The following is a 15,983-nucleotide window of genomic DNA, read 5'->3' on the forward strand; positions in this document are numbered from 1 at the left end:
TGACCGCGGCCGAGGAGTCTGCACGGAAATGAGCGACGAGCCACAGCAGTCGAGCGGGGAACACGAACCCCGGGGCTGGGCCCCCAGGGATCCGGCCGCCCACGGCAGCGCCGGTGCGTCCGGCAATCCCGGTGATCCCGGTGGTCCGGGCGATCCCGGCGACGGAAGCGGAGGCGGCGAGGCGAAGAAGCCCAAGCGCCCCAAACGCACCGGATGGCGCCGCGCCGTCCCCACCTGGCGGATGGTCCTCGGCGCCGTCCTCCTCGTCGCCGTACTCCTGATCGGCGGCTTCATCGCCGGGTACCAACTCGTCCACATCCCGGCCGCCAACACCAGCGCCACCGCACAGTCCAACGTCTACCTCTACAAGGACGGCAGCGTCCTCGCGCGCTCCGGCGAGATCAACCGGGAGAACGTCGGACTGGCCCAGGTGCCGCTCACCGTCCAGCACGCCGTCCTCGCCGCGGAGGACCGCGACTTTTACTCCGAACGGGCCATCGACGTCAAGGCCATGACCCGCGCCGCCTTCAACACCCTCACCGGCAAGGGCAGACAGGGCGGCTCGACGATCACCCAGCAGTACGTCAAGAACTACTACCTCGGCCAGGAACAGACCGTCGTCCGCAAGATCAAGGAATTCTTCATCGCGATCAAGCTCAACCGCGAGGAATCCAAGAACCAGATCTTCGAGGGCTATCTCAACACCAGCTACTTCGGCCGCAACGCCTACGGCATCCAGGCCGCCGCCCAGGCCTACTACTCCAAGGACATCGGCGACATCACCACCGCCGAGGGCGCCTACCTCGCCTCCCTGCTCAACGCCCCCAGCGCGTACGACGTCGTCGTCCACCCCGAGAACAAGGCCGCGGTCCTCGGACGCTGGAACTACGTACTCGACGGCATGGTCAAGGAGAAGTGGCTCGGCGCGGGCGAACGCGCCGCGATGAAGTTCCCCGTACCCGGCAAGGTCAAGCCGCCCAACGGCCTCTCCGGACAGCGCGGCTACATCGTCCAGGCCGTCGAGGACTACCTCACCGGCAACGACGTCATCGACGAGAACACCCTCGCCACCGGCGGCTACCGGATCACCACCACCCTGGAGAAGAAGAAGCAGGACGCACTCGTCAAGGCCGTCGACGACAACGTCATGTCCCAGACCAGCCCCGACCGCCCGGCCGACCGCAACGTCCGCGTCGGCGGCGCCTCCATCGACCCCGGCACCGGCCGCGTCGTCGCCATGTACGGCGGCATCGACTACACCAAGCAGTACGTGAACAACGCGACCCGGCGCGACTACCAGGTCGGTTCCACCTTCAAGCCCTTCGTCTTCACCTCCGCCGTCGCCAACGGCTCCACCACCCAGGACGGCCGGCGCATCACCCCCAACACCCTCTACGACGGCACCAACAAACGCATGGTCCAGGGCCCCCACGGACCCACCGGATACGCCCCCGCCAACGAGGACGACATCGACTACGGACCCATCACCGTCTCCACCGCCACCGACAAGTCCGTCAACGCCGTCTACGCCCAGATGGCCGAGGACGTCGGCCCGGACAAGGTCAGACAGACCGCCATCGGTCTCGGCCTCCCGAAGAGCACCCCCGACCTCACCGCCACCCCGTCCATCGCACTCGGCGTCTCCACCGCCAGCGTCCTGGACATGACCGAGGCGTACGCCACCCTCGCCGACCACGGCCGGCACGGCGCGTACACCCTCGTCGAACGGATCAGCAAGAACGGCGAGGACCTCGCACTCCCCGACACCGGACGCACCGAACAGGCAGTCGACCGCCAGGCCGCCGACACCACGACCTCGATCCTCCAGAGCGTCGTCGAGGGCGGCACCGGCACCGCCGCCCAGGGCGCGGGACGCCCCGCCGCGGGCAAGACCGGCACCGCCGAGGAGGACAAGGCCGCCTGGTTCGCCGGCTACACCCCCGACCTCACCACCGTCATCGCCGTCATGGGCCAGGACCCCGAGACCGGCGTACAGAAACCGCTGTACGGAGCACTCGGACTGGCCCGCGTCAACGGCGGCGGCGCACCCGCCCAGACCTGGGCCCAGTACACCGAGGCCGCCCTGCGCGGCACCACGGCCACCGACTTCGACCTCGAACTCGAACGCGGCGCCGAGGAACCCGCCCCGCCCACCGCCGAGGAAACCGGCCCGCAGAACACCGGAACGCCCTCAGGAACCGCCCCCGGCACCCCACCGAACAGCCCCGGAACCACCGCGCCCAGCAAGCCCTCACCCCCCGGCCCCAGCGAACCCGCCGCCGGCGGCACCGGCACCGGCACTCCGACCGAAGGCCCCACCGGCAACGGCGGCGCCCAGAACGGCGGCGGGGAGAACACCGGCGGCGACAACGGCGGCCCCCGCGGCGGTGACAACGCCGGCGGAGAAGGCAACGGATTCCTCCCCGGACCCCGGGGCACCCCCGCCCCGCGTCAGTGACCCGAGGTGGCCTTCAGCCCGACGACGGCGACCAGCAGCAGACAGACGAAGAAGATCCGGGCGGCCGTCACCGGCTCGTTCAGCACCACCATGCCCAGCACCGCCGCACCGGCCGCACCGATCCCGACCCACACGCCGTACGCCGTACCGATCGGCAGCGTCCTGGCCGCATGGGACAGCAACACCATGCTCGCCACGATCCCGAGGCCCGTGAACACGCTCGGCCACAGCCGGGTGAACCCCTCGGTGTACTTCATCCCGATCGACCAGGCCACTTCCAGCAGACCGGCGACAACAAGCAGAACCCACGCCATGACGGCACCTCCGACGAGACAGAACACGCGGACAACACGGTGCGTCGTCTTGTCGAAGCCCGGTACGGCGCGTCTCGTCGGGTGCCCCCACCGTAGCAAAGAACATGCAAAAGGCCTGGTGACACCGGTCACCAGGCCAAGCACCCACAGCTGGGGCAGGGACAGCGGATCGGGAAGAACTACAGGTCAGCACTACAGATCAGGGCCACCGATCAGGACCACGGATCAGCGCTACGGATCCGGACTACAGATACAGCCCGGTCGAATCCACCGAGCCCTCGAACCGGTCCGCCGCCACCGCGTGCAGATCCCGCTCGCGCATCAGCACATACGCCACACCGCGCACCTCGACCTCCGCACGGTCCTCGGGGTCGTACAGCACCCGGTCGCCCGGCTCCACCGTCCGCACGTTCTGGCCGACCGCCACCACCACGGCCCAGGCCAGCCGCCGGCCGACCGCGGCCGTCGCCGGAATCAGAATGCCGCCCCCGGAACGCCGCTCGCCCTCGGGCGTATCGGACCGGACCAGCACGCGGTCGTGCAGCATGCGGATGGGCAGCTTGTCGTCGGTGTTCTCGCTCACGCCCCGCAACCTACCTGCCCGCCGCGCCCGCACGCCCCTCCGGGGTGCGCAGGCCGCGACATCAGCCCTTCCGGCGCCGCTTCGACGCCACGACCAGACCCACGACACCCACCGCGAGCAGCGCCGCCGGAATCACCCGCTCCAGCCGCGGGGCCCCGTCCTCGGACACGAACTGTGCCTTCACGTCCGACACGGTCCGGTTCACCGCGACGAAAGCCCGCCCGGCCGTCCGGTCCATGGCCTCGACGGCCTTGGCCTTCACATCACCCATGATCGTATCCGGGTGCACCCGCACCCCGATCTCATCGAGCACCACCGCAAGCTGCTCACGCCTGCTGATGATGTCCGCCTCGATCTGCGCAGGGGTCCTGGCATCCGACACTGCGCCGCCTCCGTGGTCCTCGTCCGGTAAACCTTCATCGACAGTCTGTCAGCTCGACCGCCCGCGCACCCGGCGGCACCCCTATTACGCTCGGTCCCGTACACCCCACGTGCCACCCGAGGAGAACCATGAGCGAGCGACTCCAGCCCGGCGACACCGCCCCCGCCTTCACCCTGCCCGACGCCGACGGCAACGAGATCTCGCTCGCCGACCACAAGGGCCGCAAGGTCATCGTCTACTTCTACCCGGCCGCCCTCACCCCCGGCTGCACCAAGCAGGCCTGCGACTTCACGGACAACCTGGAGCTGCTCGCCGGGGCCGGCTACGACGTGATCGGCGTCTCCCCCGACAAGCCCGAGAAGCTCGCCAAGTTCCGCGAGAAGGAGAACCTCGAGGTCACCCTGGTCGGCGACCCGTCCAAGGAGACCCTTGAGGCATACGGCGCATTCGGCGAGAAGAAGCTCTACGGCAAAACGGTGACGGGCGTCATCCGCTCCACGATCGTCGTGGACGAGGAGGGCAAGGTCGAGCGCGCCCTCTACAACGTCAAGGCCACCGGCCACGTCGCCAAGATCATCAAGGACCTCGGCATCTGAGCCGGGGCACCGCCCGCCTCTGGAATGCCCCGCACCGCTTCAGCCCTGACCGAAGCGGTGCGGGGCATTCCGCATCTTTTCGGATATCGGACGTGACCCTCCGATAATCGACTCATTGATCCGTACGAGGCCGCGAACACGCGGCCGGATGCGGAGGGGAACATGGCGGCTCGGTACACCCGCGAGTTACTCGAAGAGGCAGCGCGGGAAACCATGAACGCAAGCGATGCGGTCCGCTGGTGCGGGGGAACGCCGACACCGGGGAGCCGGAGCCATCTGCGCATTTCGCAGACACAAGGGTGCGCCACACCGAAGAGACCCTGCCTGAACTCGTCGCCTGCTCCAAGAGCATGGCCGAGGTGGTGCGCAAGTTGGGCGTAAGTCCTGTCGGGGGCAATCAGGCGTACATCGGCCGCCGCGTAGCCAAGCTCCGCATCGATACGTCACATTCCCTGCGCACGCCTCCACACAGACCCAAAGGAGCCATGGGAAACCCACTGGTTCTCGGTTCCCCGTCGGACGGCAGGATTCCGGGCGAACGGCTACATCGCGAACTGATCCGCAATGGGGTCGAGGACTCCTGTGCCGCCTGCGGCAACGGCGGAGAGTGGCTGGGCCAACCACTCCGGCTCGAAGGACCACATCAACGGCGACTGGTGGGACAACCGTCCGGGGAACATCCGGCTCCTCTGTCCCAACTGCCATACGCTCACTGGGACGTGGTGCCGGAACCGGAGCCGAACCAAATCGGCCGCCATATAAGTCTTCGAGTCCGCGCAGCCTCTCCTTGTAGACTGCCGGAGACGCGCGAGTGCTGGAATTGGTGAGACAGGCTGGTTTTAGGTACCAGTGCCCTAGCGGCGTGAGGGTTCGAGTCCCTCCTCGCGCACCCCGGCGACAGGTCCGGCCCGCTTCCGCAGCGGGCCGGACCTGTTGCATTCACGGAGCTGCCGTCACCCCACCAACTCCCGCACCACCGGCACCAACGCCCGGAACGCCTTGCCCCGGTGGCTGATCGCGTTCTTCTCCGCCGGGGTCAGCTCCGCGCAGGTGCGGGTCTCGCCCTCGGGCTGGAGGATCGGGTCGTAGCCGAAGCCGTTGGTGCCGGACGGGGTGTGGCGCAGGGTGCCCGTCAGACGGCCCTCGACCACGCGTTCCGTGCCGTCGGGGAGGGCGAGGGCGGCGGCGCAGGCGAAGTGGGCGCCGCGGTGGGGTGCGTCGATGTCGGAGAGCTGGGCCAGGAGGAGGTCCAGGTTGGCCTTGTCGTCGCCGTGGGTGCCGGCCCAGCGGGCGGAGAAGATGCCGGGGGCGCCGCAGAGGACGTCGACGCAGAGGCCGGAGTCGTCGGCGACGGCGGGGAGGCCGGTGGCCTCGGCCAGGGCGTGGGCCTTGAGCAGGGCGTTCTCGGCGAAGGTGACGCCGGTTTCCTTGACGTCGGGGATGTGCGGGTACGCGTCCGCGCCGACGAGCTCATGGGTGAGGCCGGCGTCGGCGAGGATCGCGTGGAGTTCGGTGATCTTCCCGGCGTTGCGGGTGGCGAGGATGAGGCGGGTCATGTCACCCAGTATCGGGGGTGGTCAGGGGGTGCAGACCTTGCCGATCTCCGCGGCCGCGTCGGTGACCGGGGTGATGTCGGGGGTGGCGTCGCCCTTGTCGATGGAGTCGCGGACGTTGCCGACGCCGGCCTGGAGGTCATCGACGGCCTTGCCGAGGTCGGCGTTGTCGGTCTTGTCGCCGAGTTCGCCGAGTGACTTCTGGATGTCGTCGAGGGCTTCGGATGCCTGGGTGGGGTCGCTGGTGGCGTTGGAGACGGCCTGTTGGAGGTTGTCGACGCTGGTGGCGATGGCGTCGGCGGTGCGGACGCAGTCCAGTGCCTTGTCGACGGCGCCGCAGCCGGACGCGGCGGTGAGGGCGAGGGCGGTCAGGGTCAGCGCGACGGTGATGCGGCGGTGGCGGGCGGCCTTGGCCATGGTGCGGTTCCTCCCCGGGTGCGGATACGCGGACGGGCGCACGGTTCGACCCGTGCGCCCGTGTTCGTAACGACGCGCTGTGGTGCGTACTTGGTTGCTTCTTTACTCGCCCAGGGTGCGGGCGAGGGCCTCGTGCTGGATGACGGTGAGGTCCGCGCAGCCGGCCGTGGCGAGGTCGAGGAGGGCGCCGAGTTCCTTGCGGTCGAAGGGGGTGGCCTCGGCGGTGCCCTGGACCTCGACGAAGCGGCCGTCGCCGGTGCAGACGACGTTCATGTCGGTCTCGGCGCGGACGTCCTCCTCGTAGCAGAGGTCGAGGAGGGGGGTGCCGTCGACGATGCCGACGCTGATCGCGGAGACGGTGTCGGTCAGCGGCTTGCGGCCGTGCTTGACGATCTTCTTGTGCTGGGCCCAGGTGACGGCGTCGGCGAGGGCGACGTAGGCGCCGGTGATGGCGGCGGTGCGGGTGCCGCCGTCGGCCTGGAGGACGTCGCAGTCGAGGACGATGGTGTTCTCGCCGAGGGCCTTGTAGTCGATGACCGCGCGCAGGGAGCGGCCGATGAGGCGGCTGATCTCGTGGGTGCGGCCGCCGATCTTGCCGCGTACGGATTCGCGGTCGCCGCGGGTGTTGGTGGAGCGGGGGAGCATGGAGTATTCGGCGGTGACCCAGCCTTCGCCGCTGCCCTTGCGCCAGCGCGGGACGCCTTCGGTGACGGAGGCGGTGCAGAAGACCTTGGTGTCGCCGAAGGAGATGAGTACGGAGCCTTCGGCGTGCTTGCTCCATCCGCGTTCGATGGTGACGGGGCGGAGCTGTTCGGGAGTGCGGCCGTCGATACGAGACATGGCGTCGACCCTATCGGGTGCCGGGGTGGCGTCCGTTCGGGTGCGGCGCAGGCCCCGTCCGGCTGGGCGGGGCCTGTGCGGTGCCGAGCGGTCGGCTCAGCGGGGGGTTCGGTGGCCGGTCACATCATGTCTTCGATGTCGGCGGCGATGGGGTCGGCGTCGGTGCCGATGACGACCTGGATCGCGGTGCCCATCTTCACGACGCCGTGGGCACCGGCGGCCTTGAGCGCGGCTTCGTCGACCTTGCTCGGGTCGTGGACCTCGGTGCGGAGGCGAGTGATGCAGCCTTCGATCTCGTCGATGTTCTCGATACCGCCGAGCCCGGCGACGATCTTCTCAGCCTTGCTGGCCATGGCCTTCTCCCTGGTTCTTCACATGCGTGCGACGGCCCACCCTGGGTCCGTTTCGTCACCGTAACGCACGTTTGGCCCAGCTTCGCGAGCGGGTGGCCGGGCGGTCCCCAATGATGACGATCACCGGTACCCCTGTCTTCCAGGCGGGTTACGCACCGTACCTCAACTGGTCTACACCATTCTGCAACGACCGCCGAACGCGCCTTGCTCCGGGAGGATGCCGATGAGCTCAAGCAGCGCCGCAGTGCCACGGAAGACACGGTGGAACGGCTTCTTCCAGGGCCTCCAGAAGATGGGCCGCAGCCTCCAGCTCCCGATCGCCGTACTTCCGGCGGCCGGCATTCTCAACCGGTTGGGCCAGCCGGACGTATTCGGCGACGAGGGACTGGGCTGGACCAACATCGCCAAGGTGTTCGCGGCCGCGGGCGGCGCGCTGCTCGACTCGGGGCTCGGCCTTCCGCTGCTGTTCTGCGTCGGTGTCGCGATCGGCATGGCGAAGAAGTCGGACGGCTCGACCGCGCTCGCCGCGGTGGCCGGCTTCCTCGTCTACTACGCGGTGCTGCACGCCTTCCCGGTGGACTGCGCCCCGGGTTCGACGTTCACCTCCGGCGGTACCTGGTTCGGCACCTGCGTGACCAAGGACGCCAAGGTCACGGCGGCCGCCTACCAGAACCCCGGCGTGTTCGGCGGCATCGTAATGGGTCTGCTGTCCGCCTGGTTCTGGCAGCGGTACCACCGGGTCAAGCTGGTGGACTGGCTGGGCTTCTTCAACGGCCGCCGGCTCGTCCCGATCATCATGGCGTTCGTCGGTCTGCTCTTCGCCGGGCTGTGCGCCTGGCTGTGGCAGCCGATCGGTGACGGTCTGACCAGCTTCTCCAAGTGGCTGGTGGACCTGGACTGGGTGGGCTCCGGCATCTTCGGTCTCGCCAACCGCGCGCTGCTGGTCATCGGCCTCCATCAGTTCCTGAACACGTTCGTCTGGTTCCAGTTCGGCGACTTCACCAAGCCGGACGGCACGGTCGTGCACGGTGACATCAACCGGTTCCTGGCGGGCGACCCGACGGCCGGCCAGTTCACCTCGGGCTTCTTCCCGATCATGATGTTCGCCCTCCCCGCGGCGGCCCTGGCGATCTACCACTGCGCCAAGCCGCATCGCCGCAAGGCGGTCGGCGGCATGATGCTCTCGGTCGCCCTGACGTCGTTCGTGACGGGCATCACCGAGCCGATCGAGTACTCGTTCCTCTTCGTCGCACCGCTGCTGTACGGGATCCACGCGGTGCTCACCGGTGTCTCGATGGCGGTGACGTGGGCGCTCGGGGTCAAGGACGGCTTCAGTTTCTCTGCGGGTCTGATCGACTACGTCATCAACTGGAGCCTGGCGACCAAACCCTGGCTGATCATCCCGATCGGGCTGGTCTTCGCTGCCGTGTACTACGCGATCTTCCGGTTCGCGATCACCAGATTCAACCTCCAGACGCCGGGGCGCGAGCCCGACGAGCTGGAGGAGGAGATCGAGAGGAACCTCACGAAATAGCAGGTCGGGCGGGCCTTTGGTCCCGCCGGGAGTACAGCTTCGAAGGCCCTTGGACCCTTGCGGTCCGGGGGTCTTCGACATGTCACCGAGCGTGGGTGATAACTCATGCGAAGTAATCGGGATTTGCAGGTTCCTTATCCCGCACTCACCGTGCTACAACTGGTCTACACCACTGAGTGGTCCAGACCACGTGGCGCTCTGCCGCGTTTCTCGAGTCGCCGCCTCCCCCCGTCATCGACCTGGGCGGCGCCTTGTCCAATGGAGGAAGTTGATGTCCACGGCAGACACCGCACCCGCGGTCACCAAGAAGAAGGGTGCAGGCGTGATGTCGGTCATGCAGCGCATCGGCCGCAGCCTCATGCTGCCGGTCGCGGTGTTGCCTGCGGCCGCCCTCCTGGTGCGTCTCGGCAACGACGACATGCTCGGCAGGGACTCGTTCCCGGACTTCGTCACCAAGATCGCGAGCTTCATGGCCGCGGGCGGCAACGCGATCCTCGACAACATGGCGCTGCTCTTCGCCGTCGGCATCGCGATCGGCTTCGCCAAGAAGTCGGACGGTTCGACCGCGCTCGCGGCCGTCACCGGCTACCTGGTCTTCCAGAAGGTGCTCGCCACCTTCACCGACAGCAACCTTCCCCAGGTCGCCAAGGTGGTCGACGGCAAGATCGTCATGACGGACGCCCCCGTGGACGCCAAGGTCCTCGGCGGTGTGGTGATGGGCATCGTCGTCGCACTGCTCTACCAGAAGTTCTACCGGACGAAGCTGCCCGCCTGGGCGGGCTTCTTCGGCGGCCGCCGTCTGGTCCCGATCCTCTCGGCCTTCGCGGGTCTGGTCATCGGCATCGTCTTCGGTTACATCTGGCCCGTGCTCGGCACCGGGCTGCACAACTTCGGTGAGTGGCTGGTCGGCTCCGGCGCGGTCGGCGCGGGCATCTTCGGTGTCGCCAACCGTGCGCTGATCCCCGTCGGCATGCACCACCTGCTGAACTCGTTCCCGTGGTTCCAGGCCGGTGAGTACCACGGCAAGAGCGGCGACATCAACCGCTTCCTGGCCGGTGACCCGACGGCCGGACAGTTCATGACCGGCTTCTTCCCGATCATGATGTTCGCCCTCCCGGCCGCGTGCCTCGCGATCGTGCACTGCGCCCGTCCGGAGCGCCGCAAGGTCGTCGGCGGCATGATGTTCTCGCTCGCGCTGACCGCCTTCGTGACCGGTGTCACCGAGCCCATCGAGTTCACGTTCATGTTCATCGCCCCGGTGCTGTACGCGATCCACGCGGTGCTCACCGGTGTCTCCATGGCCCTCACCTGGGGACTCGGCATGAAGGACGGCTTCGGCTTCTCCGCGGGCGCCGTGGACTTCTTCCTGAACCTCGGCATCGCGAGCAAGCCGTGGATGCTGGTGCTGGTCGGCCTCTGCTTCGCGGTGGTCTACTACGCGGTCTTCCGCTTCGCGATCACCAGGTTCAACCTGCCCACTCCGGGCCGCGAGTCCGACGAGGAGCTCGCCGAGCTCCTCAAGGCCGAGGCGAAGTAGACCTCGCCCGTCGCACGACGAAGCCCTCATCTCCCACGGCGGGAGGTGAGGGCTTCGTCGTGTCCGCGACGCCACACGCGCGAGGGCGCCTAGGGTCTTTCGTTTGGATCAGGCCGGATCGGGGAGCGGGACCTGGTGCGTGCGATCGCAAGGCGGAGGAGGGAGCCAGGGCGGAGCCCTGGCGAGTGACGACAACGCGGCGAGTGTGCGTGCCAGGCCCCGCGAGCCCGGCATGATCCAAACGAAAGACCCTAGACCTCGTACACCGCCCCCGGCGCCGCGACCTCCGCCGGTCCGTCGAAGACCACGCGGGCGTCGGCCAGGTTGCGGTCGGCGTCGGTCCACGGCGGGATGTGGGTGAGGACGAGGCGGCCCACACCGGCGCGGGCCGCGACCTCGCCGGCCTCGCGCCCGTTGAGGTGGAGGTCCGGGATGTCCTCCTTGCCGTGGACGAACGACGCTTCGCAGAGGAACAGGTCGACGCCCTCTGCGAGTTCGTCCAGGGCATCGCAGATTCCCGTGTCACCGGAGTACGCCAGCGAGCGGCCGCCGTGCTCGATCCGGATCCCGAAGGTGTCGACGGGGTGGCAGAGCTTCTCCGTACGGACCGAGAAGGGGCCGATCTCGAACGATCCCGGCTTCAGCGTGTGGAAGTCGAAGACCTCGCTCATCGCGTGCTCGGACGGGGTGTCGGCGTGGGCGGTGGTCAGCCGCTGCTCGGTGCCCTCGGGTCCGTAGACCGGGATGGCGGCGGGGCGCCCCCCGTCGTGCCGGTAGTAGCGGACGACGAAGTACGCGCACATGTCGATGCAGTGATCGGCATGGAGGTGACTGAGAAAAATGGCGTCGAGGTCGTAGAGACCGACATGGCGCTGCAGCTCGCCGAGGGCGCCGTTGCCCATGTCGAGGAGCAGCCTGAAGCCGTCGGCCTCTACGAGGTAGCTCGAACACGCTGATCCCGCGGACGGGAACGAGCCGGAGCAGCCGACGACGGTGAGCTTCATGGAGCGTGAACCTCCGAGACGTGGGAACGGGGAGGGTTCGTGCGGTCTGTTGAGCGGTTTGTCGAGCGTAAGGCGCGAAACAGCCGGTCGCTCCTCCGTGGCCGTCCGTTGTGGGGGAACTCACCTGCTCTGTCACCGGTTCGATGGAAGCGGTGGGGACGCCGGTACGGTCGGAGCATGGACATGTCCTGGTGGTGGATCGCGCTCGCTCTTGTCGTGCTGCTCGCGCTCGTCGCGGCGGTCGCCGACGGGCGGGGGCGGGGCGGGCGCGGGCCGCGTGGACGTTCCCGCGGGCCGGCGGGGTCGCGCTCCGGTGGGCGTCCGGGCGGGCGGACCCGTCCGCCGGCGGGGCCCGGGCGCGGTGCGGGGCCGGAGCGCGGGCCGCGGCCGGGGGAGATCTGGTGGGCCGAGGTGCCGTACGAGGACGGGCCGGGGGCGAAGGACCGGCCGTGTCTGGTGCTGTCGGTACGGGGTGGCTCGGCGCTCGTCGCGAAGATCACCAGCAAGCGTCACGAGGGCCGGCCCGGAGTGATCGCGCTGCCCGCCGGGACGGTGGGGGACGCGCAGGGCCGGGCGAGCTTCCTGGAGACGGACGAGCTGCGGGAGGTGGCCGTGCGGGGGTTCCGGCGGCGGGTGGGGGTCGTGGACGCGCAGGTGTGGGAGCGGGTGCGGGGGCTGGGGTGAGTGGCGGTGGGGTGCGCCCTGTGCCGGGCGCACCCCTGCCGGGCCTGCGGCGACGGTCCGCCGGGCGGGCCCTACGCCCAGAGCTGGCCGTGCAGCGTCTCGATGGCCGCTTCCGTGGTCGGGGCCGTGTAGACGCCCGTCGACAGGTACTTCCAGCCGCCGTCCGCGACGACGAAGACGATGTCGGCGCTCTCCCCCGCCTTGACGGCCTTCTTCCCCACTCCGATCGCCGCGTGGAGTGCGGCGCCGGTGGAGACGCCCGCGAAGATGCCCTCCTGCTGGAGGAGTTCGCGGGTGCGGGTGACCGCGTCCGCCGAGCCGACGGAGAAGCGGGTGGTGAGGACGGATGCGTCGTAGAGCTCGGGGACGAAGCCCTCGTCGAGGTTGCGGAGCCCGTAGACCAGGTCGTCGTAGCGCGGCTCGGCGGCGACGATCTTGACGTCCGGCTTGTGTTCGCGCAGGTAGCGGCCGACGCCCATGAGTGTGCCGGTGGTGCCGAGGCCGGCCACGAAGTGGGTGACGGAGGGGAGGTCGGTGAGGATCTCGGGGCCGGTGGTGGCGTAGTGGGCGCCCGCGTTGTCCGGGTTTCCGTACTGGTAGAGCATGACCCAGTCGGGGTGTTCGGCGGCCAGTTCCTTGGCGACGCGGACCGCCGTGTTGGAGCCGCCGGCCGCCGGGGAGGAGATGATCTCGGCGCCCCACATGGTGAGCAGGTCCCGGCGTTCCTGGGAGGTGTTCTCGGGCATGACGCACACGATGCGGTAGCCCTTGAGTTTGGCCGCCATGGCGAGCGAGATGCCGGTGTTGCCGCTGGTGGGCTCCAGGATGGTGCAGCCGGGGGTCAACCGGCCGTCCTTCTCCGCCTGTTCGACCATGTGGAGCGCGGGGCGGTCCTTGATCGAGCCGGTGGGGTTGCGGTCCTCCAGCTTGGCCCAGATGCGGACCTCGTCCGAGGGTGACAGCCGCGGCAGGCGGACGAGCGGGGTGTTGCCCACCGCGGCGAGCGGGCTGTCGTACCGCATCAGTTCATGCCGCCGGCGACGGCCGGGAGGATGGTGACGTTGTCGCCGTCGCTGAGCTTGGTCGAGATGCCGTCGAGGAAGCGGACGTCCTCGTCGTTGAGGTAGACGTTCACGAAGCGGCGGAGCTCGTCGCCGTCGACGATGCGCTCGCGGATGCCGTTGTGACGGCTCTCCAGGTCCGTGAAGAGGTCGGCGAGGGTCGCTCCGTTGCCCTCGACGGCCTTGGCGCCGTCGGTGTAGGTGCGGAGGATGGTCGGGATGCGGACCTCGATGGCCATGGCGTGGGCTCCTGTCGGAAGCGGAGAGGTGGCGTGGGGCGCGCGGCTCTGCCCCCGCGCGGGGGTGGTGCGTACGGTGCTGTGTGTGGGCCGCGGGCCCGGCTCAGGCCTTGCGGCCGGCGGGCAGGCGGCAGGTACAGATCGCGCTGGAGAGCCTGCACAGGTCGACGTGCAGCCGCGCGACGAGCAGCATGCCCGGCGTCTTGTCGCTCACGTCATGGGGAACCATGCGCTCATCGTATCGATTCCCGGTCCGTAATCCCGAGTGTGATCTCACCTGATGGATGCCTGGTGTTCGGCAGGTGGACGGGACCGTGGTGGGTCCGGTCCCGTCCGGCCGGCGGGCGGTCTGCCGGGGTGCGGTGGTACGGCGTGGTCAGGCGGGTTCGTACGCCTCGACGACCTCGACGTCCTCCTCCGTGATCTCGCCGTCCACGATGCGGTACGAGCGGAACTGGAAGGGGCCCGCGTCGTCGGTGTCCGCCGTGGAGACGAGGACGTAGTGGGCGCCGGGCTCGTTGGCGTAGGTGACGTCGGTGCGGGAGGGGTAGGCCTCGGTGGCGGTGTGGGAGTGGTAGATGATCACCGGCTCCTCGTCGCGGTCGTCCATCTCGCGGTAGAGCTTGAGGAGGTCGGCGGAGTCGAACTCGTAGAACGTGGGTGAGCGGGCGGCGTTGAGCATCGGGATGAACCGCTCGGCCCGCCCGGTCCCGGCCGGGCCCGCGACCACGCCGCACGCCTCGTCGGGGTGGTCGGCGCGGGAGTGGGCGACGATCTGGTCGTGGAGCGTCTGGGTGATGGTCAGCATTTCGCCAGGATAGGCATGCGGGCCCCTGCGTACCGAAGTGTGGTACGCAGGGGCCCGCATCGTGGACGCGGCCGCTGAAGCCGCAGGTCGGCGGCTCAGTTCTTGGCGAAGGCCTTGTTCTCGGGGTTGCGGGCCTTGAGGACCACGTACGAGATGCCCAGGAGGGCGGCCCAGAGCGGGGCGCAGTACAGCGAGATCCTGGTGTCCTTGTCGATGCCCATCATCACGACGACCACGGCGATGAAGACCAGCGCGAAGACGCTGGTGTACGGGGCGCCGGGGGCCCGGAAGGAGGACTGCGGGAGCATTCCGCGGTCGGCGAGGCGCCGGTAGCGGATCTGGCAGATCAGGATCATGATCCAGGCCCACATGCCGGAGATGGTGGCGAACGAGACGACGTAGGTGAAGGCGTCACCGGGCCACCGGTAGTTGACCCAGACGCCGACGAGCATCAGCGCGGCGGAGAAGGTGGTGCCGACCAGCGGGGTGCCGCTCCTGGTGAGCCGGGTGAAGAACGTCGGCCCCTGTCCGTTGAGAGCGAGGTCGCGCAGCATGCGGCCGGTGGAGTACATGCCGGAGTTGCAGGAGGAGAGTGCCGCGGTCAGCACGACGAAGTTGACGATTCCGGCGCCGAGGCCGAGGCCCATCCTGTGGAAGGCTTCGACGAACGGGGAGACGCCCGGAGAGAACTCGGTCCACGGGACCACGGAGAGGATCATGACGAGGGCGCCGACGTAGAAGACGGCGATGCGCCAGGGCACGGTGTTGATGGCCTTGGGCAGGACGGTCTTCGGGTCCTTGGACTCGCCCGCGGTGACGCCGACGAGCTCCACGGCGAGGAAGGCGAACATCACGATCTGCAGGGTCATCAGGGTGCCCTTGATGCCGTGCGGGAAGAATCCGCCGTCCGACCAGAGATGGGTGACGGACGCGGTGTCCCCGGCGTCGGAGAAGCCGAGGGTGAGAATCCCGGCGCAGATGAGGATCATGCCGACGATGGCGGTCACCTTGACCATGGAGAACCAGAATTCGAGTTCTCCGAAGAGTTTCACGGAGATCAGGTTCACGCCGTACAGAATGATGGTGAAGATCAGCGCCGAAACCCATGGGGGAATGCTGAACCAGAACGTCATGTACTGGGCGGCCGCGGTGACTTCGGTGATTCCGGTGACGACCCAGAACAGCCAGTAGGTCCAGCCGGTGACGAATCCCGCGAAGGGGCCGATGAATTCGCGGGCGTACTCGGAGAAGGAGCCCGAGACCGGGCGGTACATGAGGAGTTCGCCCAGTGCCCGCATGATGAAGAAGATCACCAGGCCCGCGACGGCGTAGGCCAGGATCAGACTGGGTCCGGCCTTGGATATCGCCTTTCCCGCACCGAGGAAGAGCCCGGTACCGATGGCTCCGCCGATGGCGATCATCTGGATCTGACGGGCGCCGAGGGCCCGCTGGTACCCCTCGCCCGCCGGGCCGGCATCCGCGACTTCCACGGCCCGCCGGCCGCCCTGCCCATTGTCGACCTGTGCCGATGTCATGTGCTGCGCCTTTCTCCACGCCGATCCGCGCCGTCGGGGCCGCGCATCGGGTCCTGATCCCCCCGGATATGGATGGAGTGCCGCC

General features: G+C 68.7%; 18 protein-coding genes, 1 tRNA gene and 1 riboswitch. Of the genes, 6 read left to right on the forward strand and 13 right to left on the reverse strand.

The genetic code is table 11. The features are described from left to right. The first annotated feature begins 28 nt into the window (after positions 1-28). A complete protein-coding gene (locus ACWCPY_RS10110) occupies positions 29-2,458 on the forward strand; it encodes a transglycosylase domain-containing protein (RefSeq protein WP_451263864.1) in 2,430 nt (809 codons plus the stop codon). Here the strand turns inward: ACWCPY_RS10110 and ACWCPY_RS10115 are convergent. The 3 genes from ACWCPY_RS10115 to ACWCPY_RS10125 all read right to left on the reverse strand — a co-directional run bounded on the left by ACWCPY_RS10115 (position 2,452) and on the right by ACWCPY_RS10125 (position 3,737). Beyond that, entirely contained in the window at positions 2,452-2,772 is a 321-nt protein-coding gene (locus ACWCPY_RS10115) for a DMT family transporter (RefSeq protein ID WP_124723313.1), read from the reverse strand. The two genes, ACWCPY_RS10110 and ACWCPY_RS10115, sit on opposite strands and share 7 nt — an antisense overlap. Positions 2,773-2,810: 38 nt before the next feature. Beyond that, a riboswitch (guanidine-III (ykkC-III) riboswitch) is annotated at positions 2,811-2,874 on the reverse strand. A gap of 142 nt (positions 2,875-3,016) precedes the next feature. Beyond that, positions 3,017-3,355 (reverse strand): GroES family chaperonin, encoded by a 339-nt coding sequence (locus ACWCPY_RS10120; protein ID WP_030923137.1) that lies wholly within the window; start codon positions 3,353-3,355, stop codon positions 3,017-3,019. A gap of 61 nt (positions 3,356-3,416) precedes the next feature. Beyond that, the gene (locus ACWCPY_RS10125; protein ID WP_451263865.1) at positions 3,417-3,737 is read right to left on the reverse strand and encodes a DUF3618 domain-containing protein; all 321 of its coding nucleotides are present in this window, start codon (positions 3,735-3,737) and stop codon (positions 3,417-3,419) included. Between the two features lie 128 nt (positions 3,738-3,865). Here ACWCPY_RS10125 and bcp point away from each other — a divergent pair, with 128 nt between their 5' ends. Beyond that, a complete protein-coding gene (gene bcp / locus ACWCPY_RS10130; protein WP_376270455.1) occupies positions 3,866-4,333 on the forward strand; it encodes a thioredoxin-dependent thiol peroxidase in 468 nt (155 codons plus the stop codon). 805 nt (positions 4,334-5,138) lie between these two features. Then, positions 5,139-5,222 (forward strand) — tRNA-Leu (locus tag ACWCPY_RS10135). A gap of 64 nt (positions 5,223-5,286) precedes the next feature. Here the strand turns inward: ACWCPY_RS10135 and rdgB are convergent. The 4 genes from rdgB to ACWCPY_RS10155 all read right to left on the reverse strand — a co-directional run bounded on the left by rdgB (position 5,287) and on the right by ACWCPY_RS10155 (position 7,496). Then, complete coding sequence (gene rdgB, locus ACWCPY_RS10140; protein WP_451263866.1) at positions 5,287-5,889, reverse strand: RdgB/HAM1 family non-canonical purine NTP pyrophosphatase; 603 nt, start codon at positions 5,887-5,889, stop codon at positions 5,287-5,289. 21 nt (positions 5,890-5,910) lie between these two features. Beyond that, complete coding sequence (locus ACWCPY_RS10145) at positions 5,911-6,303, reverse strand: hypothetical protein (protein WP_451263867.1); 393 nt, start codon at positions 6,301-6,303, stop codon at positions 5,911-5,913. A gap of 102 nt (positions 6,304-6,405) precedes the next feature. Next, positions 6,406-7,143, reverse strand: a complete 738-nt coding sequence (rph, locus tag ACWCPY_RS10150) for a ribonuclease PH (RefSeq protein WP_072484102.1) — start codon at positions 7,141-7,143, stop codon at positions 6,406-6,408. A 119-nt stretch (positions 7,144-7,262) separates the two neighbouring features. After that, on the reverse strand, positions 7,263-7,496 hold the full coding sequence (locus tag ACWCPY_RS10155; RefSeq protein WP_014156020.1) for a glucose PTS transporter subunit EIIB: 234 nt from the start codon (positions 7,494-7,496) through the stop codon (positions 7,263-7,265). Between the two features lie 223 nt (positions 7,497-7,719). Between ACWCPY_RS10155 and ACWCPY_RS10160 the strand changes: the two genes are divergently transcribed. Together ACWCPY_RS10160 and ACWCPY_RS10165 are read left to right on the forward strand one after the other, a co-directional pair. Next, entirely contained in the window at positions 7,720-9,030 is a 1,311-nt protein-coding gene (locus ACWCPY_RS10160) for a PTS transporter subunit EIIC (protein ID WP_451263868.1), read from the forward strand. A gap of 271 nt (positions 9,031-9,301) precedes the next feature. Further along, complete coding sequence (locus ACWCPY_RS10165) at positions 9,302-10,567, forward strand: PTS transporter subunit EIIC (protein WP_451263869.1); 1,266 nt, start codon at positions 9,302-9,304, stop codon at positions 10,565-10,567. A 251-nt stretch (positions 10,568-10,818) separates the two neighbouring features. Here ACWCPY_RS10165 and ACWCPY_RS10170 read toward each other — a convergent pair whose 3' ends face one another. After that, the gene (locus ACWCPY_RS10170; RefSeq protein WP_451263870.1) at positions 10,819-11,571 is read right to left on the reverse strand and encodes an MBL fold metallo-hydrolase; all 753 of its coding nucleotides are present in this window, start codon (positions 11,569-11,571) and stop codon (positions 10,819-10,821) included. 177 nt (positions 11,572-11,748) lie between these two features. On the opposite strand from ACWCPY_RS10170, the gene ACWCPY_RS10175 reads away from it, so the two are divergent. Next, positions 11,749-12,255 (forward strand): type II toxin-antitoxin system PemK/MazF family toxin, encoded by a 507-nt coding sequence (locus ACWCPY_RS10175; protein ID WP_451263871.1) that lies wholly within the window; start codon positions 11,749-11,751, stop codon positions 12,253-12,255. A 71-nt stretch (positions 12,256-12,326) separates the two neighbouring features. Here the strand turns inward: ACWCPY_RS10175 and ACWCPY_RS10180 are convergent, their stop codons facing one another. The 5 genes from ACWCPY_RS10180 to ACWCPY_RS10200 all read right to left on the reverse strand — a co-directional run bounded on the left by ACWCPY_RS10180 (position 12,327) and on the right by ACWCPY_RS10200 (position 15,898). Further along, on the reverse strand, positions 12,327-13,277 hold the full coding sequence (locus tag ACWCPY_RS10180; protein ID WP_451263872.1) for a PLP-dependent cysteine synthase family protein: 951 nt from the start codon (positions 13,275-13,277) through the stop codon (positions 12,327-12,329). Further along, positions 13,277-13,555, reverse strand: coding sequence for a MoaD/ThiS family protein (locus tag ACWCPY_RS10185; RefSeq protein WP_329818245.1), 279 nt, complete (start codon positions 13,553-13,555; stop codon positions 13,277-13,279). Before ACWCPY_RS10185 ends, ACWCPY_RS10180 begins: the two co-directional genes overlap by 1 nt. A 103-nt stretch (positions 13,556-13,658) precedes the next feature. Continuing rightward, entirely contained in the window at positions 13,659-13,784 is a 126-nt protein-coding gene (locus tag ACWCPY_RS10190; protein ID WP_256088703.1) for a putative leader peptide, read from the reverse strand. 147 nt (positions 13,785-13,931) lie between these two features. Continuing rightward, on the reverse strand, positions 13,932-14,363 hold the full coding sequence (locus ACWCPY_RS10195; RefSeq protein WP_451263873.1) for a Mov34/MPN/PAD-1 family protein: 432 nt from the start codon (positions 14,361-14,363) through the stop codon (positions 13,932-13,934). Positions 14,364-14,458: 95 nt separating this feature from the next. Next, entirely contained in the window at positions 14,459-15,898 is a 1,440-nt protein-coding gene (locus tag ACWCPY_RS10200) for an amino acid permease (RefSeq protein WP_451263874.1), read from the reverse strand. Between the last annotated feature and the right edge of the window lie 85 nt (positions 15,899-15,983).

The sequence above is a fragment of the Streptomyces sp. NPDC002403 genome, from assembly GCF_053593015.1.